Genomic DNA, 21,039 nt, shown 5'->3' on the forward strand with positions numbered 1-21,039 from the left:
AATCAGTCCGCCCCAACAGCAAGGCCATAGCCACGAGGATCATTCAACGCGCGACAGCTTTCTGGATGGGCATGCAAACCTTCTGCACAGGCAATACCGTTGACAATCCCCAGTCCCTGAACCGCAGAAGTCTTGTATCCCATGGATTGAAGTTGGCGCAAGACATCTGCTGACACGCCCTTTTCATGATACAACACATCCGGTGCCCCACCATGATGGGTACGCGCGGCCTTAATTGTATTTTCCGGTGATTGTCCCCCCATGATGATACGAGAGGCAACCCCGACAAGGGCTGTTGGTGCCGTCACCCCTCGTGAGGCTGCACCGGCAAAATAGGTTTCATTCGAATTCGGGTTAACCACCAACATCGGACCAAGTGGCATCGGCCCCCGGCCATTCAGGCCCGGTAAGGCTGACAACAAAACACCTGTGCCCGGTGCAATGCGCCCAACCCCAAAACCATTATTCATGGACACATTACAGGCAACAGCCACCCCGTAGCGATCAACCGCTGCCATGCTTAAGGCACTGGGGGCTTCCGGTGTGGCTTGTGGAACATATTTTAAACTTGCCGCCTGTTGATGGCGGGTTTCACTCATGCCCTGCATCAGCTCTTGAATATGAGTGTCACGCACCAATTGATCTGCAGCGATAAGAGAACGTCCAGACGGTGTAACCCAGCGAGCACGGTCCCCAAAGGCACGCATGGAGGATTCTGCCAACATATGGGTACGGGTTGCTTCATCAGCACTGTCAAAATCCCCATATTCAGACAACATTGACCACATTTGTGCCCCGACAACACCTGCCGCTGCGGGAGGTGGAGCGAAATGGGCAATTTTATAATCGTAATCCAGACTTTTCACCGTTTCACGCCAAACCGGAAGGGCTTCGCGCAAATCCTGCGCACTCAAGTGAGCGCCAGCCGCCTTCACCGCTGCGATAAAGCGATTGGCATAAGGACCAACATAAAGCGCCCCCGGCCCCTTGGTGCGAATTTCTGTCAGGGTTGCCGCCAGATCGAACTGTTTAATAAAATCACCTTCCCGGACAGGCTGGCCGTCTTCTTTGGCAAAAATACGGGCAGCTTCCTTATCCTGGATCAAGGCCCTTGCCACAGGCTTCATTTCCGCAGCCAGCGCACGTGAGACCTGCGTCCCAAAACGCGCAAGATTTTCCGCCGGGGAAATCAATTGCGCCCAACGCAGGTCCCCATATTTGGATTGTAACACAAAGAATCCACGGGCATTCATGGGGACCCCGACCGGGCGTTCTGTCCCCGGTGGAATTGTTTTTGGAGCTTTTGACAGAAAATCCAGTGCTTCTGTTGTTTCTGTTTGACGGTCATGGATCAAACAGACCCCGCCCCCACCCAGGCTGGCCGTCGCAGGCATCGTGACACTGGCAGCAAAATACATGGCCGTCACCGCGTCTGCCGCAGTTCCCCCGGCACTTAAGACGTCACGCCCGACAAGAGCTGCACGCGGTTCGTCAATACTCACTCCACCGATAAAGCCCTGAACAAAACCGATTTTACCTTTGTCTTCGGCCTTTTCTCCGGTTGCACAGGCGGTTAATGAAACCAGCATTGTGCATGCTGCCAATTGACGCAACCGCAATGGCAGGCTAGCTTTAGGGAAATTTGATATATTTAAGCGGTGAGAAAGCGTGCGAAAAACCATTAAACTTCTTTTCTTTGTTACGTGTTGGACCCTGTCTTTCCACATCGTTGCTGCGAAAAATGCGGCCGCGCTGACCTTCATTCGCGATGCGGAAATCGAAAATACCATTGCCTTGTTCGCAAAGCCAATTTTTGATGCCGCCGGACTGGAAGCCGACAACATCCAAATCTATCTGGTTAAGGACAGTAGACTCAACGCTTTTGTTGCCGGTGGGCAAAAACTTTTTATTCATACCGGCTTATTACAGCGTAGCCGCACCCCTGAACAAGTCATTGGCGTGATTGCACACGAAACAGGCCACATTGCAGGGGGGCATTTATCCCGACTTCGCCAAAAAATGCAAAGCGCATCCCCCGAATCGATTTTAGGTTATGTTTTAGGGGGGGCAGCGGTCCTTGCCGGGCGCCCGGATGCCGGTTCTGCCCTGATCTTGGGCGGACAAGATATGGCCATGCGCTCCTTGCTACAATATAGCCGCACAGAAGAAGGCTCTGCCGACCAAGCCGCCATTTCCTATCTGGAAGCCAAAAAAGTGTCTTCCAAGGGGCTCTTGCAGTTTTTTGAAATCCTGAAACAAAACGAACTGACCACAACAGCAAACCAGAACCCTTATATTCGTTCTCACCCTTTAACGGCAGAACGGATTTCTTTTTTAAATGATCATGTGAAGAAATCCCAATACAGCCAAAAACGGGTTCCTGCACAATATATTGAAATGCACGCCCGCATGCGCGCCAAACTGGATTCCTATCTGTTACCGGCTGCTCATACCATGCGCCTTTATCCCCTGGGCGATAATTCCATTGCCGCACGTTATGCCCGCGCACAAGCCTATCATAAAGACAGCCAGCTGGATAAAGCCCTTCGTGAAGTTGACACTTTGATCACAGAACGTCCAAAAGACCCTTTCTTTCATGAACTTAAAGGGCAAATTCTTTTTGAAAACGGCAAACTGATGGACGCTATCAGCGCCTATGAAAAGGCTGTTGAAATTTTGCCTAATCAACCCCAGTTGCTTTTGGCCCTCGGGCGTAGCTATCTGGAAACAGAAGATCCACTGCACCTGGGCAATGCCATTACATTGTTGGAACAATCGGTACAGCGCGATAAAAAGTCCAGCTTTGTCTGGCGTCAATTGGGCATTGCCTATGGCCGTTCCGGGCGTATGGCGGAAAGCTCCCTTGCCCTGGCAGAAGAAGCTTACCTGCAACGTCGTTACAAAGATGCAATCTATCTGGCCGGACGGGCTGAAAAAGACCTTAAAACCGGGTCGCGTCACTGGATTCAGGCCCAAGACCTCCGTTTAACCGCAGAACGATTACTGAAAAAACAGAAGAAAAAATGATCCGTTCCCCACGCCTTATCATTTTGCTCTTAAGCCTTTTCTTACTGGAAGGCTGCGTCACACAAAAAAAAGAACAGTTTCTAAAAATCGGAACTGGTAGCCGCATTGATATTCTTGGCCCGCGCATTCAGTTCACCCCGGCAGAACTCCCGGCGGGATGGGTGGTGGAAGGGATGGACTACCCCAAAGTTCTGGGCAGTCAAAACCGCATCGCAAACCTGCAACATGTCAATGTCAACGGTATTTACGCCACCCATATTCAAAACTCTACAAAAGACTTTATTGTCGCGCGCTATACCAAAGCCAACCTGCTCGTCACCCCTTATCTGAGCTGGATGTGGAATGTCTCAGAACATAAAGGGCAACACCACCCGGTACGCTTATTGGTCGGTTTTTACGGCGGTGTGCCCCAAAGTCCGCCCCTGAATAATAACGCCTTTATCTGGCGCGGGGAAAAGCTGCCGCCTTTTGACCGCCTGCTTGCCATTGGTTTTGATGACATGGCCCTGAAACGGGGCAATCTCTATAATATGGGGCAGGTGAAATATTATGTTCAACGCGGTGGGATTGAACAAACCCACATGTGGTATAGAGAAGCCGTTGACCTATCCCTCATTTACCAACGTGCCTGGCCCCAGGACCAACTGAGCAATACCATGATTACCTTTGTCGGTATGGGAAGTATTTCCTCAGCACAAGGGGGCGGCATCAGTTTTGCCAATATTCGTCTGGCCCGATAAGTCTTCTTGCCAGCGCCCGTCTGCTCCGCCATGATACGATCACTTTAATAACACAAAAAGAGCCCCCCTTATGTTGCGCATTCTCTCTATTCTTGTTCTCAGCCTTTTCATCTGGTCATCTGCACAGGCAGAACCGCCCCTGAACCCAAGCCAACAAGATGAAGTGCGCAAGCTTGTACGTGAAACCCTGCTTGCCAATCCTGAAATTTTGATGGAAGCCATGACCATCTTGCAACAGCGTCAGGAACAGGCACGCCTTGAAGAACAGAAACAAGCCCTCCAAACCGTTCGCAAAGAAATGATCGAAGGCCCGCTGACCCCGATTGGCGGTAACCCAAAAGGCGATGTGACCCTTGTTGAATTCTTTGATTATCAATGTGGCTATTGCAAACGCGCCTTCCCTGCTGTGATGGAAGTGATCAATAAAGATCAAAACATCCGTTATGTTATGAAAGAATTTGCGATTTTAGGCCCCGAATCAGAAGTTGCCGCCCGCGCGGCATTAGCCGCGGAAAAACAAGGCAAATATATGGACTTCCATACAGCAATGATGACGGTGCGCGGACGGTTAAATGCGGATAAAATCATGAAAACCGCCCAAAGCGTTGGCTTGAACGTTGACCAGCTTAAAGCCGATATGCAAGCTGATGATGTGAGTGCAGAAATTAAATCCACCCGCGAAATTGCGCAAAAACTTGGCATTACGGGAACACCTGCCTTCATTATCGGGGATCAGGTCATCCCCGGTGCTGTTCCCCCAGCGACCTTAATGGAAGCGATTAAACAACAACGTGCCAAATAGGAAAAAACAATGAAGGTGGAAATCAACAGCGTTGAAAACCTTTTGGCTCATTCCATCACCATGGAAACAGAAGCTGCTGAACGCTATCGTGAAATTGCCGATGCTATGGAAACCCACAATAATATGGAAGTGGCCGATCTTTTTAATCTGCTGGCGGGATATGCGGACAAACATGGTGCTGAAATGCAGGAACGGGCCAAAGGGCTTGATATCCCCCACATTGCCCCCTGGGATTACGTCTGGGAAGATAATGATAGCCCAGAAGCGGCTGACCATTTCCAGACACATTACAAAATGACGCCTTACCATGTCTTGCAAATGGCCTTAAAAGTCGAAAAAGGGGCCTGTGCCTTTTACACCCAAATTGCCCAAAACAGCTCAAACCCCGATGTCATTGCCATGGCCAAAGAATTTGCAGAAGAAGAAAGTGAACATGTTGCACTGCTTGGCGAATGGGAAGGCCGCTATCCTGAACCTGATAAAAACTGGGATGAAGACCTCGACCCACCGATGATGCATGAATAAAGGATCGGTCAATCAAAAAGGCTCTAGTTATCTGGGGCGAGTGTGGGCAGTGGTGTTTTCAGGTTTGTCTCCCCTGCCCCAATGATCGGAACAGGTAACAGTACAAAGCGAAACCCATTGGCTCCTTCCACCAGCAACAGAACCATTTCACGCTTTTCAGTTTGCGCCTTTTTAATATTACTGATGATATGTGTTGGGTTCCAGACCGGGGTCTGATTAACCTGTACAACCACATCCCCAACACGGATATCAAGGCCCGCAGCCTTTTCTTCATCAACAAGGCTTACCACAACCCCACGGCTGCGCCAGGCAATGTTAAAACGTTCTTTCACCTTCTGAGTTAGGGCTGCAAAAGAAATTCCAAGCGGGGCAATCGTTGCAAATTTATTGCGCTGAATATTCCATTCAGAGGGCAAGCTTCCAATGGGGATCATCACATTCATTGTGCGCCCACGCCGTAAGATCGTGGCCTTCACCTGGCTGTTTGGCTGAAATCCCTGAACCATCTTCACCACAGAGTCCACATCTGTTGCATCCTGATCATTCAGCTTGATGATAATATCACCACGGCGAACCCCGGAATGACTGGCTGGCCCCGGATAAGCAATATCGCGCACCATCACACCGCCAGCAATATCCAGCCCTAATGTTTCAACAATGGTTGGGGATAAGCCCTGTATTTGCATTCCAAAAAAGGGCGTCACCGTTTTGGCACAGGCTGGCATGGCTGCAAAGGCACAGAGACCTGCAACAAAAATGCCTTTTCTGAAATGTCTTATCAATGGGCTGATCACCGCCCACCTCCACCAAAGAGATTAAACGAACCGATTAAGATTATCCTGAAGAATAAGTGTAAATAAAGTACGAAATTTATGAAAATACGTTTATTTAGGGTCAGGACCTACTTAGTTCCAAGAACTGATAGAGTGGAATCATAAGACTTGAAACCATTACGACCCGATGTTTTCACCGCATACATAGCCTCATCGGCGTAACGCATCAAAACCTCTGCATCCATTGTATCTTCTGGGAAACAGGCCATGCCGATACTGGCCCCCAGATAACAATCTTGCCCCGATGCCATGATCGGTTCCTTCAAACAATCCAGAACTTTCTGTGCCACAACAGGACCGGACTCCACAGTATCAAGTTCTTCCAATAAAATGACAAACTCGTCCCCACCGATACGCGCAACGGTATCAGATTCGCGAATAATATTTTTAAAACGCCGGGCAACTTCAATCAAAACCACATCACCGGCATCATGGCCCAACGTGTCATTGATCGGCTTGAATTTATCCAGATCAATGAACATCAAAACAAGGCACTTATCATAGCGTTTGGACAGTTTAATCGCATGAAGCAAGCGATCTTTGAACAAATGACGATTGGGCAGGCCCGTTAAAGTATCATGATGGGCCAAATGGCGGATCCGTTCCACAGTCTGCACACGTTCGGTAATATCCCGCAACACAGCCGTGAACATACGGTCACTGCCCACCTGTGTGCTGGAAACCGTCATTTCCATGGGGAACTCGCCTTTTGTACGATTGTAGCCTTCAAACTCAATCGGACGCCCCATCATTTTTGAGGTACCTTGGGAAATTTTACGCTCAAAAATACGGCGGTATTTTGCACGGGTTTCTTTCGGCATCAGCTCTTCAATATGCAAGCCAATCGCCTCTTTTGCCGTTAAAGCAAAAACGGTTTCAGCTGCCGGATTAAAGGTTTGGATCGTCCCATCTGCATCAAAGGTAATGATCCCTTCACTGACCGTATTCAAAATGCTTTTAATCCGGTGTTCCCGGTCCTGCACTGCTTCTGATGCGCGTTTATAGGCCGTAATATCCTGCACTTCGACGATAAAAGCCTCTGACGTGCCAATTTGAACAGCATTGATCAACAACTTCACATCAAGACTGCGCCCATCAATCGTGACAAGCTTGAGCGGAATAAAATCACCTTCTTCAGCCAAGACCCCCAGCCCAAAAGACAGAAACTCTTTATAATCTTCATGAATATAATTAAGGAGTTCTGCCCCCAGAACATCAATAGGGCTTTTCGCCCCTAAAAGCTCCCGCCCGGCCGGGTTCATATATTGAATACGATCATTGACACAAACAGTGAAAAGATTTGATGCCTTTTCCACAAGCCGCATAGCCCAGCCTGTCTGGCTGAGGTCAAAAGCCTCTGGTTGTACAACTGTTTCTGTTTCCGCCATTCTTAATTCTATTTAAGCCAAACGCTCAAGGATCACTTTAATTTACGTCTTGCTTTTGCGAGAGCCTCTGCCAATGCATTATCCCCCCCTTGCTGTCCCCTTGAGTGTTTCTGAGCACCCTTATTTCTATTCGTTCGTGACTCTAACGTATTTTTCCCCTTCTGCGAACCCGATTTTTTAAACTTTCCATCTACCTGCACATTATTTCCCCCATCACGCGATTTCATGGACAGGGAAATGCGATTTCGTTGCAGATCAACCTCTAATACACGCACCTTTACCACATCCCCAGGTTTCACCACTTCATGGGGGTCTTTCACAAAGTTATCAGACAGGTGTGAAATATGAACCAGCCCGTCCTGATGCACGCCGACATCAACGAAAGCCCCAAAATTCGTCACATTCGTCACCACACCTTCAAGGCGCATATCCGGTTTCAGGTCAGACGGTTTTTCGACCCCTTCCATAAAGGTCGCTGTTGAAAACTCCGGTCTGGGATCACGTCCCGGCTTTTCCAATTCGGCAATAATATCGCGCACGGTGGGCAAGCCGAATTTCTCATCAATAAAATCCTGCGCATCCAGATTACGCAAAATATCCTGATCACCGATCACATTTTCAACCGACGTATTGACTTGAGCCATAATTTTCTCAACAACAGGGTAAGCTTCTGGATGGACAGAGGATTGATCCAAGGGGTTTTCCCCTTCTCGGATACGCAAGAAGCCTGCGGCCTGTTCAAAAGCTTTTGGCCCCAGACGAGATACAGACTTCAATTCCTTTCGATTGGTGAAACGCCCCTGTTCTTCGCGATAGCGTACAATATTTTGCGCCAGCCCTTCGTTCAAACCAGATACCCGGCTCAGCAGCGCGACAGAAGCCGTATTCAAATCCACGCCGACACCGTTGACGCAGTCTTCCACCACACCATCAAGCATCCGACCCAGCTTAACCTGGGAGACATCATGTTGATATTGCCCAACCCCAATGGATTTGGGATCAATTTTCACCAGCTCGGCCAATGGGTCCTGCAAACGCCGCCCAATAGAGATCGCCCCGCGCAAGGAAACGTCAACATCAGGAAATTCCTGTGCGCCATATTCCGAGGCTGAATAGATAGATGCCCCAGCCTCACTGACCACCAGTTTTGTCAGTTTCAGGTCAGGGTATCGTTTCATCAAATCAGCAGCGAGCTTATCAGTTTCCCGTGAGGCTGTGCCATTGCCGATACTGACCAGCTCCACCTTATATTTACGACAGAGCCCCGCCAGAATTTCAATGGAGGCATCCCATTTACGCTGCGGTTCGTGTGGATAAATAGTAGCCGTTTCACACAGCTTGCCCGTCTCATCCACAACAGCAACTTTTACACCGGTACGAAAGCCGGGGTCCAAGGCCAATGTCGCACGCGTCCCGGCAGGTGCTGCCAAAAGCAAATCCCGTAAATTTCTGGAGAACACCAGAATGGCTTCATCTTCGGCTTCTTCCCGCAGGCGCGTCAGCAGGTCCATTTCCAGGTGCAACGAGATTTTTACTTTCCAGGCCCAGCGTGCACAGTCAGAAAGCCATTTGTCCGCCGCACGCCCCTGATCAAAAATACCGAATTGACGACTGACTTTTGCAATACAATCCGATGCATCTTCTTCCTGCGAGAGGAGTGCAATTTTCAACACACCTTCATTACGCCCCCTAAACAGCGCCAAGGCACGGTGAGACGGAATTTTATGCAGGGCTTCGCTATAATCAAAATAATCGGAAAACTTGGCCCCGTCTTTTTCCTTACCAGCCACCAGTTCAGAGACAACCCGTCCCTCTTCCCATAAATAGGTGCGCAAATTTGCCAACAGGGCCGCATCTTCGGCAAAACGTTCCATCAAGATTTGACGTGCACCATCCAGAACAGCTTTTTCATCGCCAAAGCCTTTCTCTGCATCAATAAAGGCCGCAGCCTCAATCTCCGGTGTTTTATCAGGGGTCGTAAACAACAAATCTGCAAGGGGTTCAAGCCCAGCCTCTTTGGCAATTTGCGCTTTTGTCCGACGCTTTTTCTTAAAAGGCAGATACAAATCTTCAAGTGCAGCCTTGGTATCGGCCTTTTCAATCTCCCCTTTAAGAGAGGCTGTCAGTTTGCCTTGTTCATCAATGGATTTCAAAATGCTGTCACGACGCTCATCCAATTCCCGCATATAGCGCAGGCGTTCTTCCAACTGACGCAACTGGGTATCATCTAGACCTTGCGTCACCTCTTTTCTGTAACGTGCAATAAAGGGCACCGTTGCCCCTTCATCCAGCAAGCCAACAGCAGCTTCAACCTGAGACAGGGCGATAGACAGTTCGGAAGAAAGACGATTTGGGATTGAAAGCATTCTTGTTTTTCCTTCTTGAAATGGGCGCTCTTTATAGCAAGGAGGAAAAGAAAAAGGCCACCTAAAAAAGATGGCCCGTCTGGTTATTTTTTCTACTGTAAATCAGATGTAAATGGCTTCAAAGGCCGGGGATTTATGAATACCGCATTCCGTCTTGCCTTGACCGGACCAGCGCCCGGCCCTTTGGTCTTCCCCGTCTTTTACCGCACGGGTACAAGGACCACAGCCAATTGAAGGATAGCCTTTGGCGACAAGGGGGTGGCGCGGCAGGTTCATGGCCTTAAACTTGGCAACAACGGTTTCATAGTCCCAGTTAAATAACGGGTTTACCTTGAAACGGCCATCATGATCCAATTCAATCCCTTGAAGGGCTGAACGCTCACTATTTTGAAACCGTTTGCGCCCACTCACCCAAGCCTCATAGGGGCCAAGGGCTTTTTCAAAAGGCAGGACTTTGCGAATATGGCAGCAATAATCGGTATCACGTTCATGGAGGGTGCCATTGCGGTCCGCATTTTCCAGATGAACAGCTTCTGGGGAAACCGTAATGATCTTACTTAAGCCCAGATGCTCTTCAATGGTGGATTTATATTGAATGGTCTCTTCAAATAAATGCCCGGTATCAATAAAGAGAACAGGTGTTGTTTTGTCGATATCGGCAACCAGCTTTAACAACACAGCAGCCTCCGCCCCAAAGGACGAACTGATCGCAATCTTGCCCGCAAACTCTTTTGTCAACATGACCTCAAGCAAGTCATGCCCTTCAAGTTGCCCGTATTGAGTCGTCAACTCTTGCAATCTGGCCTTTTTATTTTCGTCAGACGGGTCCGGTTTTGCAAAAGAAACAGCACTGGATGCAGCAGTCATAACTTTATAACTCACCTAATTATATCTGTATCGTTCCAAAGGATTTAAGCGACTCAACTCATTTTGTCAACTATTTAATGTTAATTATTATTTAATACATATTTTTATTGTTATTGCTAACAGTACTCGAATTGTATATTCAGACAGGAACTCCCCATTGAAAAGGCAAAGTGATGGTTAAACTACAAGGTCCTGAACTTCACCCTGAACATAAAGAAATCACATCCCTTGTGGTCATGTTACATGGCTTTGGTGCCGATGGTCAGGACTTGATCGGTCTGGCCCCCTGTTTTTCCCAGCCCCTGCCCAATACGGTCTTTCACGCCCCTGACGGGGCCCAGCCCTGTGAAATTTCGCCATTTGGTCGCCAATGGTTTAGCCTTGCCCAAAGTGACCCTGAATACCTGAGACGCAATGCTGAAACACAGGATATAGCCTTTGAAGGCATGTATGACGAAGCTTGCAAAGCTGCAGGTCCCATTGAAAACTATATCGACTCTTTAATGGAAGACTATCAATTGCACTCCAATCAGGTGGCTTTGGTTGGCTTTTCCCAAGGGACAATGATGGCCCTTCATATTGGCTTGCGCAGAACGTCCCCTTTTGCCTGTATCGTCGGTTTTTCCGGGGCCTTGGTCGGTGCCTCTCACCTGGCCGCAGAAAAACAAGCTGATTGCCCCGTCTTACTCGTCCACGGTGAAGCTGATGACATGTTGCCTGTGCGCGCTGTTGACCTCGCGGCAGAAGGGCTCAAACAGGCTGGCGTGAGCCCACAAGTAATTAAACGACCCGGCCTGCCTCATGCGATTGACGAAGTGGGGACAATTGGCTGTGCCAATTTCCTTCGCACTCATTTGCAGGCATAAAAAAAGGGCACTTCAACAAGTGCCCTTCCAAACATCAAAATGCTTTAAGCTTAGTCTTCGAACGGGATCAACGCATCGAATTTCGCAATTTCCAGCATGCGACGTACTTGGCCGTCTGCACTGCGAATTGAAATTGTGAACGGCTTGCCAACAGTTGCATCACGCAACAACATCAGCATGCCCAAGCCTGCTGAATCGATAAACTCAAGACCACTCAGATCAAAGACGCACTTAGAGCCGCCATATTCTTTAAGGTCATCTACGATTTTACGAAAAACGACGTTATCAGAGAAAGTCAAGCGTCCCTGCAGGAAGAGTTCCTTTGTGTTGTCATCGCCACGAATACTGTATTCCATGTCTCATCCTCGTTTTACTGAAAACAGTGCGGTCTATAAAAATAGAGTGCGTTATTATTTTGTCTAAGCACCACCATAACTGTTTTTTTTCGTTCGTCCAACAAATTAGCACAATTTTGATATATTTTTTTAGCATAAATACAAAGGGATATACGTACATTCCACAAATGAGCGAAATACCCCTATGTATATTCATCCTGAATAGACGATCTGATCTTCTGAACCGCCGTTGCCGACACTGCATCTGCCCTAAAGGTTGCGGACAAAGCTGCAGATAATTCAGGTAACAGGTCCAGATCCTTATTCTTTGGTTCCTGCCCACTGTCCCAGATAGATTTCGTCACCGTTACCAGCGTATCAGCCAAATCCGCGATATGGCCGTAATCACTATCTTCCAAACGTTTCACAATATCGCGGGCAACCTTCATCAATTTAATCACAAGGGAAAGGTTGGCCTTGGTAATCTCCCCGGCTTTATAGGCAGGAACGATGCGCTCAACCAGATAGGCGACCTGAAACACATGACGTTCAATCTTCTGCCCATTCACATTCCACAAAGCCTTATTAATTTCATGTTGCACCATATGAGGATCATACGCCCCGGTGGCTTTGGCAGCCAAAGTATTGGGCACATCAACCAGCGGTATTTCCTGTGTACCGGGACGGTTTTCCTTACGACGATCCGGCCCGATATAATCGGTCGTCACAACAAAGGGTTTTCTGCGTTCGATCAAATAAAGCACACGGTCAATGACTTTTTGCGTCACAACAGGCTTAATCTGCAAATCATCCAGCCCGGCCTCTGACGCCATTTGAACGATACCAGCCGTTGCCTCTTCAATAAAAAGGATAACAGCAGCAAAGGGGTTTTGCCCCAGTTGATTATGGCGCAGTTTTTTAATGCTTTCGCACACATGCCCTCCGCTCAGGTCAATATCACAGAGGATCAAATCCGGGTTCACCGACTTGACCGTACTTTCAAAAGATTCAATCGTGGCCGCATCGGTGATATTGCGAAAACCATAATGATGAAGCACGCCCTTCAGGCTTGTGCGCAGTTGGCGGTTTGAATCGGCAATCAGTATTTTTATATCGTCAATTTGATATTTCGTCATAACAATTGAACGCCTGTTTATTATCGTTGTCCTTTATAATACTAACGATGTAGCGCCTTCATCGCAACCGGATGGGTATTGATATCCAGCCAATACTCTTGCACTTTACTCATGACTTTTACAAACTGGCTAAAATCAACAGGCTTGCGCACAAAACTGTTTGCCCCCAATTGATAGCCTGTACGGATATCCTGTTCTTCATCTGACGTCGTTAACAGGACAACGGGGATATGACTCGTGGTCTCACTTGCCCGCATCTGGCGTAACACATCCAGTCCCCCGACTTTTGGCAAGTTCAAATCCATCAACACCAGTTTAGGCAAGTCTTCAGGTGTTAAATCCTGATAAGCCCCTTTGGCAAAAAGATAATCCAAAGCCTCTTGCCCATCTTCGACAATGACTAAAGCTTCATCCGTCTCATTGCGTTTAAAGGCATGCATCGCCAATTCCGCATCATCAGGGTTGTCTTCTACAAGGAGTACGTCTGTCATTTCATCTATTCTTTTTAATTATGCGCCATTTTTGTGTATTTAATAGATTGAAAGTGAAACAAACTCCCGACAAAAACAAGCATTATCAATCAGCCTTGACATATTTCTCCAAGAACGCCATGACCTATAAGAACTCTAATCTGAAAGGTGAACCATGGAAGAACTCGGCATTTTTGTTCCAGAGCTATTACAATCTCTAGACGAACTACCTTTTTCAAAAGAACTTTCAGCTTTAGGAATCTTCCTGACGTTTCTGATTTTGCGCAGTCTGTTTGCCAAAATCATCATGGGATTCATCAAGAAAATAACACAACGCACCAAAACCAATATTGATTATGACCTGGCTTGTGCGCTTGAGAATCCGGTGAAACTGCTTTTCGTGATCATTGGTCTCTCTTTATCTGTTCAGTTATTAGACCTGCCTGAAAGCTGGGCCGGGTTTATCACCCCGACCATATCTGCCCTTTATACCTATTGCTTTTTCTGGGCCCTTTTTTGCACCATCAAGCCGATTACCCGCGCCTTGTTCAGTATTGGTGAACGCATGGGCAAGGCCATTAACGAAGACCTGCAACATTTCTTTATACGCACCCTGGAAGTCATCGTTTTAATCATCGGTGCGGTTGCGATCCTTGAGCAATGGAACATCAATGTTTCCGCTTTTCTCGGCGGCCTTGGTCTTGCAGGTATGGCTGTTGCCCTGGCTGCAAAAGATACCGTTGCCAACCTTTTTGGTACCTTAACGATTTTCACGGATAAAACATTTCAAAAAGGCGACTGGATCGAAACGCCCCATGTAGAAGGCACTGTCGAAGTCATCGGCTTGCGTGCCTCAAAAATCCGTACCTTTGCCAAGGCACTGGTCAATGTCCCCAATGCCAAACTGGCTAATGCCCCAATTACCAATTGGTCACGCATGACCCATCGCCGCATCAAGATGACCTTGGGGTTGGAATATCGCACCAGTGCGGCTCAACTGGAAACAATCGTTGAAAACCTGCGCAGCTATATCGCCAATGACCCCCATGTCGAAGCCAAAGGCCCTGTTGCCCAGATGGTTCATCTGACCCATTTTGGTGCCAGCAGCATTGATATCAATCTTTATTACTTCACCAAAACCACCAACTGGGAAGAATGGCGCCAAATTCAAAGCGATCATATCATTGCGTTTAAACGCATTGTCGAAGAAGCCGACGCAGGCTTTGCCTTCCCCAGCCAATCTGTTTATCTGGAACAAATGCCCCAGGAAAATAGCTAACCAGCACTTAAGAGACGAGACAGCGTTTCGCGCAATTCTTTCGGCATCAACGGTTTATTGAGCAAGGCCAGCCCGTGCTGTTCCATTGTACGAATTAAATCCGGTGCTGTATCACCTGATAAAACAACAGCCGGGAGGGTGCTGTATAGCTTTTTGCGAACTGCAAGAATGGCATCCAACCCGGTTTCACCTTCACGCAGGCGATAATCGGCAATAATGACATCGGGGCGTTCCATCAGATTATTACAATGTGCCAAGGCTTCATCCACGGAACCTGCAATCATTGGGATACAGTCCTACGCCTCCAACATATATTGCGTGGCAACCTGCACATCAATTTCATCTTCAACAAACAAAATTCGGCTGCCTGCAATACCAAATTCATCCAGATCCACCTCAGGGCCTTTAACTTCCTCTTCAATCAAGACAGAAGGTTGATTAAACCAAAAGACTGAACCTTTCCCTTCCTGAGAACGCAAATGGATTTGTGCCCCAATCAGGGTGGAGATCCGTTCACAGATGGCAAGCCCAAGCCCCAAACCCTTGCGACGATCACGTTCGGGATTACCAACCTGGCGGAACTCCTGAAAAATAACTTTTTGATTGTCCTTAGAAATCCCAATTCCAGTGTCATAGACATAAAAACCCAACGCATCCCCATGACGGCGCACACCAACACGCACCCGGCCGTTATGTTCAGTATAACGAATAGCATTGGCGACCAGATTACGCAGCAAACGTTCAAACTGCACCGCATCGGTATTAATGTGCCCCGAACAGGGGATAAAACGCAAATCGACCCCTTTTTCCAAGGCCACCGTTGAAAATTCGGTTTCCAGAGCTCTAAAGCAATCACGCACACTGATCGGTTCCAGCTTCACAGAAACCGCATTTGCATCCAGTTTTGAAATATCCAGAATGCCGGAAAACAGCTCATTCATGGTTTCCAAAGAATTGGTGATGCGTTCCAGTACCTTCATCCCTGCGGGGTCTTGGACAAATTGTTCCAGTACACTCAACAACAGCCCCATTGCATGCAAAGGCTGACGCAAATCATGACTGGCGGAGGCCAGAAACTGTGATTTCGCAATACTGGCAAGTTCCGCTTTTTCTTTTGCTTCTTCCAGTCTTTGTTGATGTTTGGCTTCCTGTGTCAGATCATGATAGGTCGAGAGGACTGCCGTTTCCCCATCATAAAAAATTTTCGTACAGGACAAGGTGAAATACTGTTTTTCGCCTGCTTCATTTTCAAAATCAAATTTATGATCATGAACCGCTTCCCCCTTGGCAAAGGTTTGATTAATTTCCTGCGCGACCCCCAGTCCCTCAAAAATATTTTCCCTCGTGCCAATGTGAAAGGCATCATCAGCAGCCTTGTTAAAAAACAACGCACGCCCATCAACAAGGTGGGTCACAACGATCGGAATAGGAGAAGCGTTAAAAATAAAACGCAGGTTTTCTTCGCTGGCTTTATAGGCTTCCCGGCGGCGGCGATCGTCGGTCACATCAATACCACTACAAGCCAGTCCCATGACTTCCCCATTTTCCGGGTCTTTCATCGGTTCTACAACCAGATCAAAATATTCAGAATTTTCATCCCCGGAAACCGAGGGCATTTCCACCCGCTCGCCAATCCCTGTTTCCAGAACACGGCGCTTAATCACCCCCATTCGATCAGCCAGATCTTTTGGAAGAATATCCCAATCCGTCTTGCCAATGACCTCGTTCTGAACAAAGCCCATATGGCCGTTATAAAGCCATGTATAGCGAAGTCGCGTGTCATGATGGCACAAGGCCATCGGACTGAGCCGCAAAGCGTCCAGAAAACGTTTTTCAGATAAACGCGATTTATCCAGCTCTTCCCTAAGCTGGCGGACTTCTTCTTCCAAACTTGCGATTTTTTCTGACTGATCTGTGTCGTTCATTAGATGTGCCCAAAGGAATTCCCCTTTCAATAAGTCGCATATTTTTTAAGCACTGACCAGACTCTTTCGTGTCATTCCCTACCTTTGACAACCAAACACTTCAAAATACGCCTATGACTACAATTAACAGGGCTTTAATGAACGTCTTTACGGCGATCATTCTCAAAACCGGGACCGGGGTCATGGCAGCGCCGATCAGGGCCAACATATCCTTTTGCCCGCACAAAATCACGGGGATGGTGCATGATGTGCTGGATATGATGTTCCAACTTCTTTGCAGGAAAAGGTTTAATGATATAACCATGCGCCCCCGCATTACGGGCCGCTAAAATATGTTCCTTGTCGCAATATGACGACACCATAAGAACGAAACATTCCGCATGTTTCAAACTGTCATCCCTTCTTAACAAGTGAAGGAACTCAGCCCCCGACAACATGGGCATTTCAAAGTCCAGCAAAATGAAGTCCACATGGGCAAGGCGCAAAATATCGAAGGCATCTGCGGCCTCCCCTGCCCCATAGATTTCACGCGCACCAAAAGATTTAAGCTCACGTGTTAAAACTTTACGGGCAATGCTGCTATCATCAACAATAAGATATGACAGCTCATTCAATGGCCTGAGGTCAGGCTCCTGTGATGTGGTTTGGTTTGGAACAAACACTCCCATGCCTCCTCCCTTTGACCAATCTATTGCGTTGTGCCTTGAAGGTTAGAAATGAATCCTACCTCATAACCACCCAACCAGCAATTATCGAAAGCTGTAACTAGAAGTTTCAGAAAAAACAAAGGGATAAAAGAAAAAAGCCTCAAAGCGATAAGCTTGAGGCTTTTTTAAAATGGTAGGCACTAGAGGATTCGAACCTCTGACCGTTCGATTAAAAGTCGAATGCTCTACCAACTGAGCTAAGTGCCCTCATTTGAGGTGGTCCGAACTGTCGCTTGACGTTGTGTCCGTCCCGTTTGGTGAGGCGGTTTATAGTGGGGTCCAGCCAACTGGTCAATAAAGAAATTCAAAAAAATGAAACTTTTTTAAAAAGCTTTTATTTACAACACTTTATTAAATCCTTTTTTGACCTTCCCTCCCCTTAAAAAAACAAATCCCCGCCATAAAGACAGGGATTTTTTTGAATTAAAGAGTCAACTTTCAGACTCTAAATCCTAATCAGAACTGATAAAGGCGAATCAATCTTCTGCTTCAAAACGTTCCAGCAATTTTTCTTTTACATTAGGCGTGACAAAATCAGAAATATCACCGCCCAACTTGCCGATCTCTTTGACAAAACGAGAAGAAATAAACTGACATTTATCAGAGGCCATCAAAAACACCGTTTCAATGTCCGGGGATAAATGGGAGTTCATCCCCGCCATCTGAAATTCATATTCGAAATCAGAAACCGCACGCAAGCCCCGCACAATGGTCTTCGCCCCTTGGTCCTTGGCAAAGTTCATCAACAGACTTTCAAAAGGCTTGACTTCAATTGTCGCCCCGGTCCGTTTCATAATCGCAGGCAGCTCATGTTCCACCATGGCAACACGTTCTTCCAGGGAAAAAAGCGGCCCCTTGCCCCGATTGATGGCAACAGCAAGGATCAAATGATCCACGATATTGGTTGCACGTTCAATAATGTCGAGATGGCCGTTGGTAACCGGGTCAAAAGTCCCCGGATACACACCGATACGTTTCTTACCCATAACTCGATAACTCCATTAAAGCATAAAGCGGATAAGGGACGCTCAGGCTTACACCTTAAGCGCCCTCAACAGTGTTGTTATTCTCTTCGGCTGCTGCCTGTTCACCAGTTTCCTCAGCAGCGGGGGATTCTTCTTCCCCCTCGCCTTCACTATCATCGCCCATATCGCGGAAACAGCTAACGGACACAACGCTTTCGCCATCAGCGACACGGAACAAGGTCACACCTTGCGTTTTGCGTCCTGCAATGCGAACTTCGCCAACACCTGTGCGGATCAATTGCCCCCCATCAGTCACCATGATGATTTCATCTTCGGCTTCAACCGGGAAGGAAGCCGCAACTTTACCATTGCGTTCCGACATTTCGATATTAGCAATCCCCTTACCGCCACGCCCGGTGGTGCGATATTCAAAGGAAGAAGAGCGTTTGCCAAAGCCACGTTCCGTAACGGTCAACAGGAACTCTTCTTTTTCTTCCATTTCGGCAATTTGTTCGTCGCTCAAAATACCTTTATCCGGTGTTTCACCCTCTGCACGAACAGCCTTGGAATACCGCAGATACGCATCGCGTTCTTCTGAAGTCCAATCCCCGCCATTCAAAATGGACATAGAGATCACATTATCCCCCTCACCCAAGCGGATACCACGCACACCAGTGGAATTACGCCCCGCAAAGACACGAATATCTTCAACCTTAAAGCGGATACACTGACCATCACGCGTTGTCAGGAAGACATGATCTTCCGGCTTACAAACGGAAACAGCCACCATGGAATCACCCTCATCCAGCTTCATGGCAATCTTGCCATTGGCTTTCACATTGGTGAAATCGGACAACAGGTTACGACGCGCCCCGCCCGATGCGGTAGAGAACATGATATGCATGTCCTTGGCCTGGCTTTCATCTTCCGGCAACTCCATCACGGTTGAAATGGTTTCGCCTTCATCCAGTGGCAACAGGTTGACCATCGCCTTACCCTTGGACTGTGGATTGCCCAGCGGCAGTTTATAGACTTTCATCTTATAAACCATGCCTGTGGAGCTAAAGAACAACAGCGGCGTATGGGTATTGGCGACAAAGACATTTTCAACGATATCTTCGTCTTTGGTGCTCATGCCTGAACGCCCCTTACCACCGCGACGTTGCGCACGGTACGTATCCAGCGGCACACGTTTGATGTAACCGGAACTTGTCACCGTCACAACCATATCTTCGCGTTGGATCAGGTCTTCAATATCATGTTCGAATTCTGCTTCCTGAATTTCAGAGCGACGCGGTGTAGCAAACTGGGCATGCATGTCCAGCAGCTCGTTGCGCATCAAGGTCATCAGTTTTTCACGCGAACGCAGGATAGAGAGATATTCTTCGATCTGATCGCCCAACTCACGTAAATCACCCGCGATCTTTTCACGTTCCAGCCCCGTCAAACGGTGCAGGCGCAGTTCCAGAATCGCTTTGGCCTGTGTTTCAGACAACATATAAGAGCCATCAACCACCTGACGGTCCGGTTCATCCAGCAATTGGATCAACGGTTCAACCTGACCTGCGCGCCATTTACGGTCCATCAACTGGGCACGGGCCGTTTGCGGGTCCGGTGCGGCGCGGATCAACTCAATCACCTCGTCGATATTTTCAACGGCCACAGCCAAACCAGCCAAGACATGAGCCTTGTCACGCGCCTTACCCAGTTCATAAATGGTACGGCGTGTAATAACCTCTTCACGGAACTCAAGGAAAGCCTGCAGGATTTTCTTCAAATCCATCTGTTCCGGCTTGCCTTTATTCAGGGCCAGCATATTGACACCAAAGCTGGTTTGCAGCGGTGTAAATTTAAACAGCTGGTTCAGAACGATTTCCGGCTGGTGGCCTTTTTTGATTTCAACAACCACGCGTACGCCTTGGCGATCAGATTCATCACGCAGATCACCAATGCCCTCGATCTTCTTATCACGCACCAGCGCCGCCATCTGTTCGATCATGCGCGCCTTGTTGACCTGATAGGGGATCTCGGTGATGATAATCGCCATACGGTCTTTGCGAATTTCTTCAATCGCCGTTTTACCGCGCATCACCACAGAACCGCGACCTGTATGGAAAGCAGAACGCAACCCAGTTTGCCCCAGGATAATCCCGCCAGTTGGGAAATCCGGGCCAAAGACATAATCACGGATCAAATCATCAATGGTCAGATTCGGATTATCAATCAAGGCACAACAGGCATCAATCAACTCCCCCAAGTTATGAGGCGGGATATTTGTTGCCATACCAACGGCAATACCACCTGCACCATTCACCAGCAGGTTCGGATATTGCGCGGGCAGAACAGAAGGTTCCAGCGTGGTATCGTCATAGTTGGCTTTAAAATCAACCGTGTCTTTATCAATATCAGCGATGAGGTTATGAGCCGCCTTATCCATACGCGCTTCGGTATAACGCATAGCTGCTGGTGGATCACCATCCATGGAACCAAAGTTCCCTTGCCCGTCAATCAAGGGCAAACGCATGGAGAAATCCTGCGCCATACGAACCATGGCATCATAAATCGCGCTATCGCCATGGGGGTGGTATTTACCCATCACATCCCCGACGATACGAGCCGATTTACGGAAAGGCTTGTTATATTCGTAGCCACCTTCCTTCATGGCATAGAGAATGCGCCGGTGAACCGGCTTCAACCCGTCACGTACATCCGGCAACGCACGCGAAACAATTACACTCATGGCATAATCGAGATAGCTGCTGCGCATTTCATCTTCAATGGAAACCGGGGCAATATCCATGCCCGAAG

Annotated in this window: 19 protein-coding genes and 1 tRNA gene; 6 read left to right on the forward strand and 14 right to left on the reverse strand. The window is 48.0% G+C overall.

Features of this window, described 5'->3' with window-relative positions; translation table 11 throughout:
* Positions 1 to 2: 2 nt before the first annotated feature.
* Positions 3 to 1,589, reverse strand: a complete 1,587-nt coding sequence (locus E4K71_RS08750; RefSeq protein ID WP_167730397.1) for a gamma-glutamyltransferase — start codon at positions 1,587 to 1,589, stop codon at positions 3 to 5.
* Positions 1,590 to 1,668: 79 nt separating this feature from the next.
* On the opposite strand from E4K71_RS08750, the gene E4K71_RS08755 reads away from it, so the two are divergent.
* The 4 genes from E4K71_RS08755 to E4K71_RS08770 all read left to right on the forward strand — a co-directional run bounded on the left by E4K71_RS08755 (position 1,669) and on the right by E4K71_RS08770 (position 5,094).
* Complete coding sequence (locus tag E4K71_RS08755) at positions 1,669 to 3,027, forward strand: M48 family metalloprotease (RefSeq protein WP_135078697.1); 1,359 nt, start codon at positions 1,669 to 1,671, stop codon at positions 3,025 to 3,027.
* Entirely contained in the window at positions 3,024 to 3,767 is a 744-nt protein-coding gene (locus E4K71_RS08760; protein WP_135078699.1) for a hypothetical protein, read from the forward strand. The genes E4K71_RS08755 and E4K71_RS08760 overlap by 4 nt, the downstream gene beginning before the upstream one ends.
* A gap of 70 nt (positions 3,768 to 3,837) precedes the next feature.
* Positions 3,838 to 4,569 carry a DsbA family protein gene (locus E4K71_RS08765; RefSeq protein WP_135078701.1) on the forward strand — a complete coding sequence of 244 codons (732 nt, stop codon included), beginning with the start codon at positions 3,838 to 3,840 and terminating at the stop codon, positions 4,567 to 4,569.
* A gap of 9 nt (positions 4,570 to 4,578) precedes the next feature.
* Positions 4,579 to 5,094, forward strand: coding sequence for a ferritin family protein (locus tag E4K71_RS08770; protein ID WP_135078703.1), 516 nt, complete (start codon positions 4,579 to 4,581; stop codon positions 5,092 to 5,094).
* 23 nt (positions 5,095 to 5,117) lie between these two features.
* Here the strand turns inward: E4K71_RS08770 and E4K71_RS08775 are convergent, their stop codons facing one another.
* The 4 genes from E4K71_RS08775 to E4K71_RS08790 all read right to left on the reverse strand — a co-directional run bounded on the left by E4K71_RS08775 (position 5,118) and on the right by E4K71_RS08790 (position 10,548).
* A complete protein-coding gene (locus tag E4K71_RS08775) occupies positions 5,118 to 5,888 on the reverse strand; it encodes a PDZ domain-containing protein (protein ID WP_135078705.1) in 771 nt (256 codons plus the stop codon).
* A 107-nt stretch (positions 5,889 to 5,995) separates the two neighbouring features.
* Complete coding sequence (locus E4K71_RS08780) at positions 5,996 to 7,315, reverse strand: sensor domain-containing diguanylate cyclase (RefSeq protein ID WP_135078707.1); 1,320 nt, start codon at positions 7,313 to 7,315, stop codon at positions 5,996 to 5,998.
* Positions 7,316 to 7,347: 32 nt separating this feature from the next.
* Entirely contained in the window at positions 7,348 to 9,681 is a 2,334-nt protein-coding gene (locus E4K71_RS08785; RefSeq protein WP_135078709.1) for a Tex family protein, read from the reverse strand.
* A gap of 102 nt (positions 9,682 to 9,783) precedes the next feature.
* Positions 9,784 to 10,548, reverse strand: coding sequence for a phosphoadenylyl-sulfate reductase (locus E4K71_RS08790; RefSeq protein ID WP_135078711.1), 765 nt, complete (start codon positions 10,546 to 10,548; stop codon positions 9,784 to 9,786).
* A 173-nt stretch (positions 10,549 to 10,721) separates the two neighbouring features.
* Here E4K71_RS08790 and E4K71_RS08795 point away from each other — a divergent pair, with 173 nt between their 5' ends.
* On the forward strand, positions 10,722 to 11,414 hold the full coding sequence (locus tag E4K71_RS08795) for a dienelactone hydrolase family protein (RefSeq protein ID WP_135078712.1): 693 nt from the start codon (positions 10,722 to 10,724) through the stop codon (positions 11,412 to 11,414).
* Between the two features lie 50 nt (positions 11,415 to 11,464).
* Here the strand turns inward: E4K71_RS08795 and E4K71_RS08800 are convergent, their stop codons facing one another.
* The 3 genes from E4K71_RS08800 to E4K71_RS08810 form a co-directional block, all read right to left on the reverse strand.
* Positions 11,465 to 11,770 (reverse strand): STAS domain-containing protein, encoded by a 306-nt coding sequence (locus E4K71_RS08800; protein ID WP_135078714.1) that lies wholly within the window; start codon positions 11,768 to 11,770, stop codon positions 11,465 to 11,467.
* Positions 11,771 to 11,952: 182 nt separating this feature from the next.
* Complete coding sequence (locus E4K71_RS08805; RefSeq protein WP_135078716.1) at positions 11,953 to 12,885, reverse strand: response regulator; 933 nt, start codon at positions 12,883 to 12,885, stop codon at positions 11,953 to 11,955.
* Positions 12,886 to 12,926: 41 nt separating this feature from the next.
* Entirely contained in the window at positions 12,927 to 13,376 is a 450-nt protein-coding gene (locus E4K71_RS08810) for a response regulator (protein WP_135078718.1), read from the reverse strand.
* Positions 13,377 to 13,530: 154 nt separating this feature from the next.
* Here E4K71_RS08810 and E4K71_RS08815 point away from each other — a divergent pair, with 154 nt between their 5' ends.
* The gene (locus E4K71_RS08815; protein WP_135078720.1) at positions 13,531 to 14,634 is read left to right on the forward strand and encodes a mechanosensitive ion channel family protein; all 1,104 of its coding nucleotides are present in this window, start codon (positions 13,531 to 13,533) and stop codon (positions 14,632 to 14,634) included.
* Here E4K71_RS08815 and E4K71_RS08820 read toward each other — a convergent pair.
* The 6 genes from E4K71_RS08820 to gyrA form a co-directional block, all read right to left on the reverse strand.
* On the reverse strand, positions 14,631 to 14,918 hold the full coding sequence (locus tag E4K71_RS08820; RefSeq protein WP_135078722.1) for a response regulator: 288 nt from the start codon (positions 14,916 to 14,918) through the stop codon (positions 14,631 to 14,633). The genes E4K71_RS08815 and E4K71_RS08820 overlap by 4 nt on opposite strands.
* Before the next feature lie 12 nt (positions 14,919 to 14,930).
* A complete protein-coding gene (locus E4K71_RS08825; protein WP_135078724.1) occupies positions 14,931 to 16,559 on the reverse strand; it encodes an ATP-binding protein in 1,629 nt (542 codons plus the stop codon).
* Positions 16,560 to 16,693: 134 nt separating this feature from the next.
* Entirely contained in the window at positions 16,694 to 17,227 is a 534-nt protein-coding gene (locus E4K71_RS08830) for a response regulator (protein WP_135078726.1), read from the reverse strand.
* A gap of 170 nt (positions 17,228 to 17,397) precedes the next feature.
* Positions 17,398 to 17,473 (reverse strand) — tRNA-Lys (locus E4K71_RS08835).
* A gap of 269 nt (positions 17,474 to 17,742) precedes the next feature.
* Positions 17,743 to 18,252 (reverse strand): pantetheine-phosphate adenylyltransferase, encoded by a 510-nt coding sequence (gene coaD / locus E4K71_RS08840; protein ID WP_135078728.1) that lies wholly within the window; start codon positions 18,250 to 18,252, stop codon positions 17,743 to 17,745.
* A gap of 55 nt (positions 18,253 to 18,307) precedes the next feature.
* Entirely contained in the window at positions 18,308 to 21,031 is a 2,724-nt protein-coding gene (gyrA, locus tag E4K71_RS08845; protein ID WP_135082022.1) for a DNA gyrase subunit A, read from the reverse strand.
* Between the last annotated feature and the right edge of the window lie 8 nt (positions 21,032 to 21,039).

It is taken from the genome of Terasakiella sp. SH-1 (assembly GCF_004564135.1).
Classification (GTDB): Bacteria; Pseudomonadota; Alphaproteobacteria; order Rhodospirillales; family Terasakiellaceae; genus Terasakiella.

Bases quoted from the DNA above. Each gene is read 5' to 3' on its own strand.
- E4K71_RS08750 (WP_167730397.1), bottom strand. From the start codon at position 1,589: ATGCTGGTTTCATTAACCGCCTGTGCAACCGGAGAAAAGGCCGAAGAC.
- E4K71_RS08760 (WP_135078699.1), top strand. From the start codon at position 3,024: ATGATCCGTTCCCCACGCCTTATCATTTTGCTCTTAAGCCTTTTCTTA.
- E4K71_RS08765 (WP_135078701.1), top strand. From the start codon at position 3,838: ATGTTGCGCATTCTCTCTATTCTTGTTCTCAGCCTTTTCATCTGGTCA.
- E4K71_RS08770 (WP_135078703.1), top strand. From the start codon at position 4,579: ATGAAGGTGGAAATCAACAGCGTTGAAAACCTTTTGGCTCATTCCATC.
- E4K71_RS08780 (WP_135078707.1), bottom strand. From the start codon at position 7,315: ATGGCGGAAACAGAAACAGTTGTACAACCAGAGGCTTTTGACCTCAGC.
- E4K71_RS08785 (WP_135078709.1), bottom strand. From the start codon at position 9,681: ATGCTTTCAATCCCAAATCGTCTTTCTTCCGAACTGTCTATCGCCCTG.
- E4K71_RS08790 (WP_135078711.1), bottom strand. From the start codon at position 10,548: ATGACTGCTGCATCCAGTGCTGTTTCTTTTGCAAAACCGGACCCGTCT.
- E4K71_RS08795 (WP_135078712.1), top strand. From the start codon at position 10,722: ATGGTTAAACTACAAGGTCCTGAACTTCACCCTGAACATAAAGAAATC.
- E4K71_RS08800 (WP_135078714.1), bottom strand. From the start codon at position 11,770: ATGGAATACAGTATTCGTGGCGATGACAACACAAAGGAACTCTTCCTG.
- E4K71_RS08805 (WP_135078716.1), bottom strand. From the start codon at position 12,885: ATGACGAAATATCAAATTGACGATATAAAAATACTGATTGCCGATTCA.
- E4K71_RS08810 (WP_135078718.1), bottom strand. From the start codon at position 13,376: ATGACAGACGTACTCCTTGTAGAAGACAACCCTGATGATGCGGAATTG.
- E4K71_RS08815 (WP_135078720.1), top strand. From the start codon at position 13,531: ATGGAAGAACTCGGCATTTTTGTTCCAGAGCTATTACAATCTCTAGAC.
- E4K71_RS08820 (WP_135078722.1), bottom strand. From the start codon at position 14,918: ATGATTGCAGGTTCCGTGGATGAAGCCTTGGCACATTGTAATAATCTG.
- E4K71_RS08825 (WP_135078724.1), bottom strand. From the start codon at position 16,559: ATGAACGACACAGATCAGTCAGAAAAAATCGCAAGTTTGGAAGAAGAA.
- E4K71_RS08830 (WP_135078726.1), bottom strand. From the start codon at position 17,227: ATGGGAGTGTTTGTTCCAAACCAAACCACATCACAGGAGCCTGACCTC.
- coaD (WP_135078728.1), bottom strand. From the start codon at position 18,252: ATGGGTAAGAAACGTATCGGTGTGTATCCGGGGACTTTTGACCCGGTT.
- gyrA (WP_135082022.1), bottom strand. From the start codon at position 21,031: ATGGATATTGCCCCGGTTTCCATTGAAGATGAAATGCGCAGCAGCTAT.